Origin of the sequence: Tunturiibacter gelidiferens, assembly GCF_013410115.1 — a bacterium.
In the GTDB taxonomy this organism is placed as follows: Bacteria; Acidobacteriota; Terriglobia; order Terriglobales; family Acidobacteriaceae; genus Edaphobacter; species Edaphobacter gelidiferens.
Map to the genome: position 1 here is coordinate 1,528,354 of NZ_JACCCV010000002.1, position 13,492 is coordinate 1,541,845.

Sequence of the window (13,492 nt, forward strand, 5' to 3'; positions counted from 1 at the left end):
GTTAAGTTTCGGGGTTCATCATGGAGTATGGTTTTGCGAAAACTCCCCTTGTGCTCCCTGGCGTTTCTTGCCAGCGTCTGCACAGCTCAAAGCGTTACCCTTCCTGCAGGTACACCCTTTCCGGTCCAGATCGAAGATCATCTTCCGATGCGGGTTGGCCAACCGATAAGAGCGGAGCTCATCTACCCGATCTATGTTGACGAGACAGAAGTTCTTCCAGCCAAGACCATTGTCTCCGGCACTGTTGTAGGTCTGCGCGCCAACCACTCGCGTCGCGTTACCGCCCGCCTTCGTGGGGATTTCACTCCCTTTCGTATTCCTGTCGTTCGCTTTACGAGTGTGACTTTGGCCGATGGCACAACGGTCCCACTGGTGACCGGTGTCGCTACCGATGGCGCTCCGATCTATCGTCTGGTCGCACCGCCGCCTCGCAAAGGAGGCTTCGTCCACCAGCAATGGGACAATGGTGTCCAAATCCTAAAAGATAAGCTCGCCATTATTACCGGCCCGGATAAAGGAGACCGCCTCACGCAGTTTCTGTACACCCAGCTTCCCTATCACCCTCAACGCATTGAAAAGAAAACGGCGTGGACGGTTGAAACCTCGGAGCCGCTCTCTCTTTCGCCACAAGCTGTAGAGACTGATGCAACGGCGCAGCCAGTCGCGATCACACCTGCGTCGTCGCAGGTTGATAGCAAGACGTGGATCATCCAGGCTTACCTCGGCGACTCGCTGAGCTCTGCTACCTCAAAGTCTGGCCAGGAGATAAGGGCGACGGTGGCGGAGCCTATTTATAACCCGGACCACACCATTGCAGTGCCCGAAGGCGCCACAATCGTCGGGGCGGTTACAGAAGCCAAGCCGGCCCGCAACTTCGGTCGTGGCGGAACGCTGCACTTCGCCTTTCGGCAACTGATCCTACCGAGCGGCACGACGCAGAATGTTCAGGCATCTCTTACGGGAGCCGACTCTGCAGCTCCGGACAAGCTTGCGCTCGATTCAGAAGGCCAGGTGAAGCCAAAGCCGCAGGATAAACTTCTGGTCCCATTCACCCTGCTGGTGCTTGCTGCGCGGCCACTCGATGAAGATAAGGGTGGCGGATTCGGGAAGGATGCAGTTGCTTCCAACAGTCTCGGTTTTATCGGCTTTATTATCGGAACGGCCGCGCAGCAGCGAAACCTCGCTGCCGGACTCGGTTACTACGGAGCGGCGATCTCAATCTACGAACGGTGGATCAAGCGTGGACGGGACGTCACTTTCGCTCGCGATACTCGGCTAGTGCTTCAGACAACGCCGCGTAACTCCACCGTACTTCCCTCTCCGAAGCTGTAGGGTCCAGAAGTTCAAGCGAGCTTGTAAGAAAGCAACTGCAAAAGCGAAATGCGGGGGCCTCTCCACTGCGCCGTGCGATAAGACCGCACGGCTTCGGTCGAGATGACGTCTCACTAAAGACGTTTCGCTGACAAGATGCCTAAAAAGCAAACTTCATTCGTTCGAGAAGGTGTTGAAACTTCGGGTCGCTTCGCAGGTTGTCGAGTCGAGGATCTACGTTAGCGAAGACCATACTGTTGGAGCGATCGGCGTAGGCTTTCTCGAGCCACTCCATGGTGCGGCTCTCGTCTTTCAAGCCCGCGTAGACAAGGGCAACATAAAAAGGAGAGACGTAGCCAGTTTGCGACTCCGACTGAAGCTCTTCGAGAATCTTATGGGCTTCATTGATTCTCCCTGCAACGGCGTAGACGTGTCCGAGAGCTGCGATGACAGGGGGGCTCTGGTGCGACATGATTGCCGTCTTCTCCAGCTCGGCGATCGCCTTCGCAAATTCTCCGTTCTGCTCGTAGGCTTGTCCAAGCACGATATGAGGAAGTACGAAGGTTGGATCCATTTCGATTGCATCGTTCAACTGCACGATGGCGCGGTCGTACTCGCGAGCCATGTAGAGCCGCCATCCGAGACTGAAGTTCATACTGACGGAGAGCGGGTCAAGTGACCGAGCGCGCTCCATCTCCAGCAGGCTTTCGCTTCGACGTCCCATTGCGGTCAAGTAGAGGGAGTATCGCTGATGGGCGGTCGCGTAGTTGGGGTTCAGCTCGATGGCCCTTCGGAACCCTCTTTCGGCGGCTTTCCAGTCCCACTTGTAGTTAAACTGGACCGTCGCCAAGGCGGTCTGCGTCTCGGCGAGAGAGTCATCCAGTTCGACCGCCTTCATGGCAGCGGCTTCCGCTTTCGGGGCGACTTCAATCGTAGGAACAGTGCCTACGATAGCTGCTCCGAGAATGCCGTAGCAGTCTGCCAGACCAGCATATGCCAAGGCGTATTGCGGGTCTTTCACAATAGCCAATTGAAAGTAGTCGATGGCTTTGAGGAGGTCTTCCCTGGATCGCTTGTTCCAGTAGAACAACCCTTTCAGGAAGTCCTCGTACGCTTCGGGCTTAACGAGACGCCTGCTGGCGAGTCGTGTCTTATCCTGGGATGTGAGTTGAATGCGGATCTGTTCAACAATTGCGGAGGCTACCCGGTTTTGCAAGGTGAGGACGTCATCGATCGGACTCTCGTAGGTATCGGCCCAGAGATGCCTGTCGGTGGAGACTTGAATCAGCTCTGCGGTGATCCTTACACGATCCCCGGAGCGAAGGACCGTACCTTCGACGACTGCGTCCACTCCAAGGTCACGGGCGATTTTCCCGAGTGACTCATGCGAGTCTTTGTACTCCATGGCCGTGGTGCGAGAGAGCACTCGAATTGAACTAATTCTCGCGAGGCTTGCGATGAGTTCGTCGGTCATGCCATCGGCGAAGTACTCCTGGCTCTTGTCGCCTGAGAGATTTTCCATTGGCAGTACGACCAGAGACGTGATGGGCTTCGATGGGGCGTACGCAAATATGCTGTCGGGTCGGAGTCTGAAGAAAATTGACGACACGATCGCGGTCAATAGAACCAGAATTACAACGATCGCCAACGCAGGAAACAGCGAGATCTGATAACTTTTTTTGGTCCAAGTTGTAGGAGCAGCGGCCACGTCACCCGTGCTCTGATCGAGGTCTTTCGATTCCGTCGCAGGCGGAAGAGTAGCCTGATTCACTTCCTGAGTTCCTGCGAAGTCTGCTGGTGTTTCGGGTCTGATCTGGTGAACCGGGGCGACAAATCTGTAGCCCTTGCGCGGGACGGTCTCGATAAATCTGGGATTCTCAGATGAATCACCGAGAACCTCCCTGAGTCGCATCATGGCGGTATTCAGACTGTGGTCGAAGTCAACAAAGGTGTCCGGCTGCCAGAGTCGATGCCGTAATTCTTCCCGGCTTACGATCTCGCCTGGACGTTCAATGAGCACTCTTAAAATATGTAGCGGCTGATCCTGGAGCTTAATGCGCACACCCTTCTTTCGAAGCTCACACGCTTCGAGATCGACCTCAAATAGGCCGAATCGGACGATGCGGAAATGTGTTTCGACTTGCTCCGAGATCATGAGATATAAGCCCGCGTTTGTGAATACTTGACGACAGCGTCGAACTATAAGCCCCTCTTCTGTGTCATGTCAATTACAAAGGCGCGGGCTGCGACCTGTTATACGCCGGCGAAACTCACTCAATTCAAAGGAGTAGTAGCGTTATCTCCAAATGTTTGCCAACTGATACGTGATCTATTGCCTGTTTCACGACTAAGGTTCAATATTCACGCACTTGCAGAGTCCTGAACTGTGCCTTGAGCACGGAAAATTCACTTTCTTAATGAGGCAGTTGGAGGCGCTATGACGTTTGGAATCGACTACAGAAAGTTTGGGTCGCGTTTGTTGGTGTGCACCTTGAGTGCACTTATCGTCGGTGTCGGTCTTTCGAAACCGGCAGCGGGGCAGGTATCGGGTGCGACACTTTCGGGGGAGATCTCTGACAACTCGGGCGCAATAGTACCGGGAGCGCTGGTCACCGCTCAAAATATTTCGAACGGTTCAAGCCGATCCGCCAAGACCAACGACGCGGGGTTTTACGTCATTCCAAATCTTCTTCCGGGGAGCTATACCGTCAAGGTAGAGGCGACCGGGTTTAGCACAGTGCTGCAAGAGGGTCTGACTCTCACTGTGGGTGCGCAACAGACCTATGATGGGAAGCTGCTGCCCGGCAAAGTCTCTCAAACTGTGATCGTGACTACGATTCCGCCTTCTATTCAATCCTCGTCGTCTGGTCTGAACGCAACGGTAGATTCAAGGACAGTTCGAGAATTGCCGTTGAACGGTCGAGACTGGACCTCGTTGGCGACACTTGAACCAGGAGTTGTGAGTATTCCCAACCAGGCGACTACCGGCTTTAGCGCCAACAAGGGAAATCGTGGCTTTGGCAACCAATTGAGTGACGGTGGTCATCGTGCAAACGAAAATACCTACCGGGTGAACGGTATGGTCACCAATGACTACTCAAATGCAGCACCCGGCGGCGCAACGGGGGTCAATCTGGGAGTTGACGCAATCGGTGAATTCTCTGTGCTGACCGCCAACTACACGGCGGAGTATGGACGGACTTCCGGCGCAGTTATCAACGCGATCACCAAGTCGGGTACGAACGCAGTTCATGGGACTGCTTACTTCTTCGATCGCGACAGCATCTTCGATGCCCGCAACTACTTTGACGGTCCACAGATCCCCTCGTTCCGCCGGCTTCAGTTTGGTGGTTCCGCGGGAGCGCCGATCTACAAGGACCACTCTTTCATCTTCGTGGACTACGAAGGTATTCGGCAGAGTCAGTCGAACTCCGGTACTATCCACGTTCCGGACGCCGCCTCGAGAGCCCTCGCGGTGCCTGCGATCGTTCCCTATCTTGCTTTGTGGCCGGTGGCCCCCACGAGCGCGCCTGACATAAACGGAATTCAATCCCTCAACGTGTCCACACCTACCCACGCGTCAGAAAACTACGTCATCACCCGCTTTGATCAAAAGATCTCGAATCGGGACAATCTTGACGCGACCTACTTCTTCGATTCCGGGCCGCAGACCCAGGCCGATCCACTTAATAATGCAGTCCACGGCGTCTTCTCTCGCAGACAGCTCTATACGGCGGAAGAGACCCACGTCTTTAGTCCTTCGTTCGCAAACACTTTGCGAGGCGGTGTTAGCCGAATCATCGGCAAGATCAACACACCTATCTCTGGCAACGCTGTAGCAACTGATGCGGCCCTTGCGATTGCGCCGGGTTCCAAAGCGCCACCGCAGCTGCCGGTCGCCGGCCTTACGACGGCTTATGGGCTCAATGGATTTAATAAGTTCAACCATGCGTGGACCTCAGGTCAGATCTATGATGACGCCTTCCTGACGAAGGGCACCCACTCGATCAAGCTCGGCTTCGCCTTTGAGCGGATGCGATACAACGTTCTCGAGCAACTCAGTCCAAACGGAAGAATGAACACTTACTCCAGCCTCGGGAAGTTTTTGAGCAATCAAGCCGATCAGCTAAACGCGCTTGCTCCGGGAGGGTCCACCGAGGTGGGGCTGCGTGAGAGTCTCTTCGCTGGCTATGTTCAGGACGACTGGACCGTGACTAAGAACTTCACTCTGAACCTGGGACTACGGTACGAAGCGACGACCAAACCAACCGATTCGAATACGGTTCCGGGTTATACGGTCAATGGTTATACCGTTGCAGCCGCGGGTTTCCAGGAGATCACAACACTGGTCAACTGCGGAGCCAGCAGTACAGCGTGTGGTCCGGTCGGTGTGAACAGTCCGATCTCCTCCAATCCCACGACCAAAGACTTCGAGCCGCGAGTTGGATTCTCATGGGATCCCTTTAGCGCTGGAAAGACCGCAGTGCGCGGAGCGTTCGGAATGTTTGACGTGCTGCCCCTGCCTTATGAGTTTGGATTGAATACAGCGGCGACTGCTCCGTTCCAAATTATTGGCACGGATCCTAATGCGACTCTGGGAACGGGCGTCATCGACGGCAATGTTAACTTCAACCGTCAGAAGATTCGGAATCGTTACATCGACATCCATCCGAAGCGCGCAGCCGTTTACAACTGGAATGTAAATATCCAGCAGGACCTGGGACAGGGTTTCATGATGACCCTCGGCTATGTAGGCTCTCGTTCCCTCCACCTGTCAGCAGCAGCTGACGATATCAATCTCGTGCAAGGGACCGTGGTGAGTGGAGTCGGTCTCGTCTTTCCATGTGACCCATCTTCGCTCAGCGCAGGAAGCACATGTGCGAACACACAGACTGGGACACGAGTCGATCCCAATTGGGGCGGCGGGGCCGGCATTCGTCCTGTGTTGTTCGATGGGGCGGCCAGTTATGAGGGACTGCAATCCCAACTGAAGAAGACGGCGGATCACGGCATTCAAGGGCAACTCTCATACACCTGGAGCAAGTGCCGCGATCTTAGTTCAGCTCCAGTCACGGGAGACACCTATTTGAATTCGATTGCTGTTCCGCTTCTGTTCAACAAGCAGGCCAGGATTGGGGCTTGTGACTTCGATATCAGACAGGTCCTGACCGGTAACTTCATCTGGGAGATTCCGGCACCGAACTTCTCTTCTTCGTTTGCAAACTTCGCGGCCCACGGATGGGAGGTTGGGAGCATCGTCACCGCAGAGACGGGCGCTCCTTTTACGGTGACGGTGGGAGGAGGAAATGATCCTCTCGGCACGGGGTTCAACGGTGACTACTCCATGGACTTTGCAGATGTACTTCCTGGTTGCAAACCCACAGGCGGAAAGGGATTGAACTACATCAATACCAATTGCTTCACGCCACCGACGGCGCCGTTGTCTCTTGGAGTTGCAACTGCGGCGAACCCTCTGGGATGCGCGCCTAACTCTTTTCTCAACTACTCAGGACCTGCAGCTCCTGCGGGGCGCCAGTTCTGCTCGAACGTTGTCGGAAACTCCGGACGTAACAGTTTCTATGGTCCACATCTCACGACTGTAGATTTTTCTCTCTTCAAAAACACAAAAGTGCCGCGAATATCGGACACCTTCAATGTGCAGTTCCGGGCGGAGTTCTTCAATATTCTCAACCACACCAACTACCTCTCTCCTGGGTTCCTGAACAGCTTCGGTCAAAATAATTCTGCCTATGATTTCGATGGGACTTCCCTCCCCACGGCACTCAACCAAACCTCCTCGTCATCTCGACAGATCCAACTTGGAGCGAAGTTTGTCTTCTAGAACCTAAGCGCGATGGAGGCACTCGAAGCCGACATCGCGCTTGCTTCACAGTGCTTCGTCTCCCCAACCTTTGTCGAGAGTAGAAACGCAGTTTTAGCTCAGAAGTCTGCTGGGGTACTGGCGATGCCTGCACCATCGATGCCAGCGAGGGCCTTGCATGCATATTGAAGATGAATTGACTGTTTCGCAAACTGAACAGAACACGCCCGGCTGGCAGTTCGCAGTGGCTTCCGGTCTGCTCGGCTGGGTACTTGACGCGTTCGATTTCTTTGTCATTGTCTTCCTTTTCGACACTCTCGCGAGTCACTTTCAAGTAGAGAAGAGAGCAATTGTCTTTACGATCTCGATCACCCTGGCGATGCGCCCGGTTGGCGCCCTGATCTTTGGAGCACTGGCCGACCGGTTTGGACGCAGAAAGCCGCTCATGCTGTGTGTCATCTACTTTTCGCTCATCACGGTTTTAAGCGGCTTCTCTCCGAACTACACATTCTTTGTCGTGATGCGAGCTCTATATGGAATTGGCATGGGGGGCTATTGGGGTATTGGGGCTTCGTTCGCGATGGAGAACGCCCCAAGAAAGTTGCGGGGCCTTCTCTCCGGGATGATGCAGGGAGGCTACCCGTTCGGATATCTTCTGGCAGCCGTGGGTATGTTGACGATCATGCCGCGCCTGGGATGGCATTCGATGTTCCTCGTAGGAACGTTGATGGCGGCGGTAATTGTCGTCCTGACTTTACTTTCGCCGGAGTCTGAAGCATGGAAGCTTCACCGGATGGGCTCAGTAAAGACGATCTTCAAGACTCTTTTTCAACACATGGGGAGTTTCTCGTACCTTTTGTTGGTGATGGTCGTGATGTCCTGTCTGTCGCACGGGACACAAGATCTTTACCCCGACTTTCTCAAGAGTATTCCGGCCGTCGGAAGCTCTTTGGTGCTGGGGATGAAACCGCTGTATGGGATTCCGATTATCTATAACATCGGAGCTATAACGGGGGCCGTGTTCTTTGGATACATCTCCGAAAGAGTAGGAAGGCGATATGCGATTATGATGGCTCTGGTTTTGAGCCTCGCAGCGATTCCGGCATGGGCCTTCGGCGGGACGATTCTGATGCTCGTCGTTGGATCCTATCTGATGCAAACCGGGGTGCAGGGAGCCTTTGGAGTCATTCCGGCACACCTGAACGAACTTTCTCCAGATTCGGTGCGCAGCCTGTTCCCTGGATTCGTCTACCAACTGGGAGTGCTGATAGCATCTCCAGCAGTTTCCATCGAGTTTCTGTTGCGCGATCACCTGGGATATCCTTTAGCACTTACGATCTTTGAAGTAGTCGTGATTGTGATGCTGCTCTTCATCTTTGGATTTGGTCCGGAGAGACGTGGAAGAAGCTTTCGAGCCAAAGCCGGTTGATCGGCCTGCGAGGAGTTTCACGGTTCAGCATCTTGATATTCGCGTTAGTCTGTACGCCGGCAATCATTTCGGCGGATGGGCAGTTTAAGGCTGGCTTAAGCTTTGTGTGTTGAGATCTACTCATGCGTGTGCTGCTAGTTGAAGACGAGATTCGCCTTGCCGAAAACGTGGCACATGCGCTGCGCGACGGACCTGGCTTCGCGGTAGATCATGCTGAGGATGGGCAAACGGGTCTTGATCTCGCTGAAAATCTGTGCTACGACCTGATTATTCTCGATCTTATGCTGCCGAAGTTGGATGGCTTGACGGTGCTTCGCCGGCTCCGCGAACGAAGGGACAGCACTGCGGTCCTGATCCTGACGGCACGGAGCGAACGGTCTTCGATTATTCAACTCCTCAACAGCGGCGCGGATGACTACCTGAGCAAGCCTTTCGACCTCGGAGAGGTGATTGCCAGGGCAAAGGCGCTTATTCGACGAGGCAAAGGGATGGCGAGTCCTGCGCTTCGCCTGGGTGATCTGGAACTCCATACCGGAGACCAGAGTGTCTTCCGTGCAGGCATGCCGATTGTGCTTTCTCCCATGGAGTACCGTATTCTCGAGTACCTGATGCATCGCCCTCGCGCTATTGTCTCCAAGCGGGAGTTGCTGGAGCACATGTACGACTTTAACTGGGTGCATCACTCCAATGTGATCGAGGCACATGTTTCGAACCTGAGACGCAAGCTCGGGGAGGGGACGAATCCGCCAACGATCGAGAATCTGCGCAATCGGGGTTACAGGCTTGTGATGGAGCACACAAGCTTCAAGGAAGCCGAGGATGAATCGGCATGAAGACCTACTCGCTGACACGACGCTTGATCACAGCTGTGCTGTTGGTGGAACTCTGCTCTCTGCTGGCCTTGATTGGGATCGCCAGTGTCTATGAGGCGATTTCACACTTCCGAGCCTTGGATGTAGTGCTGCGTGGTCGAGCAGATTCCGTACTGGGTGCGGTCCAGGATGCAGAAGACCCGGAAGACAACTTGATGCTTTACGGAACCGAGGGGCTCGCTCCGAAGCGGGACATTTATATCGTGCGTGATGATCGTGGCCGCGTGATCGGGTCGCAAGGCTGGCCAGGGGGGGAGCAGGAGTTGGCCAGCACCGACACAAGGGAGTTTCGAAATCTGACGGTCCGAGGGGTTCGCTATAGAGTCATCCGCAGGCCCGGTTTGCGAGTAGTCGATCCCGGAGATGCCAAAGGTGGCGTTGCCCGACATGTCATCATTCTCTATGGTTCGCGCACTCACCCGGTCTGGGAAAGAGTTCGGGATGCCATCGCTTTCTATGCACTCTCGGGCCTGTTACTTCTCGTCATAACCGGCGTCGTGTTGCTGCGTCTGTTGCGCGGTGGGCTTCAACCTCTATATGAACTTGTCGAACAAGCGGGCAAGATCTCGGTAACTTCGTGGAACCTGGGTCCCTCCAGTCAGGCCCGCTATGTGCGAGAGCTCGAGCCGCTGGTCTCAGCCATTGAATCCGCGCTCCTAAGACTTGAGCAGTCTTTCGCGCAACAAAGACAGTTCGTGAGCGATGCTGCCCACGAGCTGAAAACCTCGGTGGCGGTGGTGAAGTCTTCTCTGCAGCTTTTGACCATGCGCACGAGATCCGCGAAGGAATATGAAGAGGGACTGGAGCGAGTGACAGTCGACTCTGAACGCATGGAGGAACTTGTAGCAAAGATGCTGACCCTGGCGCGGCTTGAAGAGGGCGGGGAACAGCCGGAGTCGTATCGTATTGTCGAACTGGGCGACGTTCTCCGCGACGTGGCTGAGCATTTTCGGACGCTGGCCAGCTTCAATCGCATCAGCCTGGTGGTGAACGCAGATACTTCGACTCTCGTTTTTTGCGATCCCGACCAGCTTCGCCTGCTTTGCTCTAACCTGATCCACAACGCGATTCAACACAGCGGAGCCGGCACCGAGGTCCGCGCGATCGTTAGTAGTCAGGGAGAGTTGGCCCAATTGATTGTTGAGGACGATGGGGAAGGGATTCCAGAAGATGTACTTCCGCACGTCTTCGATCGGTTCTACCGAGGCGATCCGTCCCGTAGCCGGCGAACTGGCGGCACGGGTCTGGGGCTGGCGATCTCAAAGGCAATCGTTTTGCGATACCACGGAGCTATTCGCCTGAAGAGTAATCCCGGGCATGGCACGAGCGCCATCGTTACCCTGCCACTGGTGCCGTCCACAACCCAAAGAACAGATCATAGGACTGCAAGGAATTTTGAAAAAGGAGCTGTGACGTCTTAAGCGTACATTAAGCCAGCTCTGCGATATTTGTAGAAACAAATTTCTTCAATTCTGGAGTGTTCTTGACATGCCGAATCAAAGCAGACGAGTAGTCTCTTCCCTCATCTTTGCCGCATCGACGCTGGCTCCTTTCCTTACGACATCGTCTGCCACGGCGCAAAAGCCATTCCAGATTGAACAGCGATGGGCTATCGGAGGCACGGGGGGCTGGGACTACCTGACGGTCGACCCGACATCCCATCGCCTTTACATCGCCCACCTGACGCGCGTCGACGTCGTCGACACCAATACTGGAAAGGTCATCGGAGCCGTTGAGGGATTGACTCGATGCCACGGCGTCGTCATCGCTCCCGATGGCAAGACTGGTTTTGCTTCAGATGGCGGAGCAAACAACGTTGTGGTCTTCGATACTTCCAATTTTTCTACGCTGACGAAGATTCCGGCCGGAACGAATCCCGATGGCATGGCCTATGAGGGCTCCACCAATACGCTGTGGGCGTTCAATGGATCAAGCAAGAACGCCACGGTGATCGATGCAGCCAATCGGAAAGTGATAGGCACCGTCGCGCTGCCCGGCAAACCGGAGTTCCCCCAAAGCGACGACGCGGGAACTGTCTTCGTAAACATCGAAGATAAGAACAGCATTGTGCGACTCGACGCCAAAGCTCAAAAGATTACTGCCACGTGGCCGCTGGCCGGATGCGACTCGCCGTCGGGGCTGGCCTTCGATAAGGATGGCGGACGTCTCTTTTCTGTCTGCGACGGCAAGAAGATGGTAGTCACCGATTCGCACACCGGCAAGTCGCTTGGTACGCCGACCATAGGCGATGGACCTGATGCCGCGGGATATGACGCGAGCAAGAAGCTGGTGTTCTCTTCGAATGGCGACGGTACGCTGAGCGTTGTCGATGCCAGTAAGGCGACGTATCCGGTGATACAGACGCTTTCCACGATGAAGGGCGCTCGAACGATGGCGTTCGACTCGTCGACCGGAAAGATCTACACGGTAACGGCCAAGTTCGGCGCTGCACCGCCTGCAACCGCCGCGACTCCTCACCCGCGCCCGTCTATCCTGCCCGATAGCTTTACCGTGCTGGTGATCGGCCAGGACTAGCCGGGATTCCTCGCAATCGGTGGGTGTGAAGCAAACCATGAAACAAATCTTTCAACTCAATACGATCTTCGCGTTTGGCTGGGCGGTGGCGGTTGCTGTCGCGCCATCCCCGGCTAGCGCGTGGCAGTCGAGTACTTCCGGGATAGCTGTCCAGGAGCTTACAGAGCCGACGCAGAGTACTGCGTCCCCCATCAACCCCGGAGCCACGCAGGCGAACGGTGGAGCAGCGGCACAGGTGCTCGTGCAAAATGGGAGCCAGCCCGGCCCCGCGATTACGCTTGACCTGGCCCTATCGCTGGCACGAACGAACGAGCCAGCATTTGCCGCGGCAGTGGCAGCGAGCAAGAGCGCACAGCTTGACCGCTCGATCGCTCGGGCGGCTTTGCTTCCTTCTGTGGTCTATCACAATCAATACCTCTACACCCAACCGAACGGTTCGCATAACGGGGCCGGCTCGATCGGATCACAGGCTGCGCCCAAGTTCATCGCCAACAACACCGTGCACGAGTACACCAGCCAGGGCGTTGCTACCGAGACGCTGGGGCTTGCGCAGTACAACGCTGTGGCTCGCGCGGGAGCCGCGGCTGCTATCGCGAGCGCGGAGTTGGAGATCAGCCGCAGGGGTCTAACTTCGACGGTAGTCGGTCTGTTTTATAACTCGACAGCGGCGCAAGAACGGACTGTTATTCAACAGCGTGCCACTAACGAGGCTGCTGACTTCGTCAAACAGACGCAGCAACGGGAAGCAGCTAGAGAAGTAGCACACGCGGATGTGATCAAGGCACAGTTGACGCTGCAACAACGGCAGCGAGATCTTGGCGATGCTCAGCTGCAGGCGCAGAAGGCCCGTCTTGATCTTGGCGTCCTGTTGTTTCCTGATCCGCGCTCGCCGTACAGTGTCACGCTTCCTGTAGCAACTCTGCTTCCGGAGCGAACCGTGGTGGAGACCCAGGCAGCCGCGAATAATCCCGAACTGAAGAGCGCCCTGGCAACGCTGCGATCGAAAGATCTCGACATCACCGCCGCACGCGCTGCCTACCTGCCTGATCTGGTGCTTAACTACTCGTATGGTATCGATGCCGCGCAGTTCGCTGCGAACGGCCCCGACGGTGTTCGCAACCTTGGCTACTCCGCTTCGGCGACACTCGACATTCCTGTTTGGGACTGGCTTGCAACGCAGCACAAGATCAAACAAGCGCACATATTTCGCGACGCTGCCAAGGTGGCGCTGACATCGACGCAGCGCACACTGATTGCACAACTTGAGGAGTTCTACGGAGAGGCTTCTCTCGCTCACGATCAGCTTGCTTCGCTTGAGTTGAGCGTACAGACAGCACGAGAAAGCCTTCGCCTGACCAGGATGCGCTACTCCGCAGGCGAGGCGACCGTTCTGGAGGTTGTCGACGCACAAAACTCCTTTACTAGCGCAGAGCTTGCGTATCAGGACGGCAACATTCGCTATCAGGTTGCGCTGGCAAACCTTCAACTACTTACGGGGACGATTTAACCGTGGCCGACAAAATG

General features: G+C 55.5%; 8 protein-coding genes and 1 pseudogene. 7 read left to right on the forward strand and 2 right to left on the reverse strand.

Annotation, left to right across the window (positions count from 1 at the left end):
* The first annotated feature begins 33 nt into the window (after positions 1 to 33).
* Positions 34 to 1,332, forward strand: coding sequence for a hypothetical protein (locus HDF12_RS18480; protein ID WP_179585759.1), 1,299 nt, complete (start codon positions 34 to 36; stop codon positions 1,330 to 1,332).
* A gap of 139 nt (positions 1,333 to 1,471) precedes the next feature.
* On the opposite strand, the gene HDF12_RS18485 is transcribed toward HDF12_RS18480, so the two are convergent.
* Together HDF12_RS18485 and HDF12_RS22485 are read right to left on the reverse strand one after the other, a co-directional pair.
* Positions 1,472 to 2,833 (reverse strand): TPR end-of-group domain-containing protein, encoded by a 1,362-nt coding sequence (locus HDF12_RS18485; protein WP_257025839.1) that lies wholly within the window; start codon positions 2,831 to 2,833, stop codon positions 1,472 to 1,474.
* Between the two features lie 321 nt (positions 2,834 to 3,154).
* A pseudogene (locus HDF12_RS22485) lies at positions 3,155 to 3,466 on the reverse strand (winged helix-turn-helix domain-containing protein); the annotation flags it as partial.
* Positions 3,467 to 3,748: 282 nt separating this feature from the next.
* Here HDF12_RS22485 and HDF12_RS18490 point away from each other — a divergent pair.
* From HDF12_RS18490 to HDF12_RS18515, 6 genes are all read left to right on the forward strand, one after another.
* Positions 3,749 to 7,153 carry a TonB-dependent receptor gene (locus tag HDF12_RS18490; protein WP_179585763.1) on the forward strand — a complete coding sequence of 1,135 codons (3,405 nt, stop codon included), beginning with the start codon at positions 3,749 to 3,751 and terminating at the stop codon, positions 7,151 to 7,153.
* Between the two features lie 157 nt (positions 7,154 to 7,310).
* Entirely contained in the window at positions 7,311 to 8,561 is a 1,251-nt protein-coding gene (locus HDF12_RS18495) for an MFS transporter (protein ID WP_179585765.1), read from the forward strand.
* 122 nt (positions 8,562 to 8,683) lie between these two features.
* A complete protein-coding gene (locus tag HDF12_RS18500; RefSeq protein WP_179585767.1) occupies positions 8,684 to 9,394 on the forward strand; it encodes a response regulator transcription factor in 711 nt (236 codons plus the stop codon).
* Positions 9,391 to 10,854, forward strand: a complete 1,464-nt coding sequence (locus HDF12_RS18505) for a sensor histidine kinase (RefSeq protein WP_179585769.1) — start codon at positions 9,391 to 9,393, stop codon at positions 10,852 to 10,854. The genes HDF12_RS18500 and HDF12_RS18505 overlap by 4 nt, the downstream gene beginning before the upstream one ends.
* 67 nt (positions 10,855 to 10,921) lie before the next feature.
* Positions 10,922 to 11,968, forward strand: coding sequence for a YncE family protein (locus HDF12_RS18510; protein ID WP_257025727.1), 1,047 nt, complete (start codon positions 10,922 to 10,924; stop codon positions 11,966 to 11,968).
* Between the two features lie 37 nt (positions 11,969 to 12,005).
* Positions 12,006 to 13,475, forward strand: coding sequence for a TolC family protein (locus tag HDF12_RS18515; RefSeq protein ID WP_179585771.1), 1,470 nt, complete (start codon positions 12,006 to 12,008; stop codon positions 13,473 to 13,475).
* Positions 13,476 to 13,492: the final 17 nt, after the last annotated feature.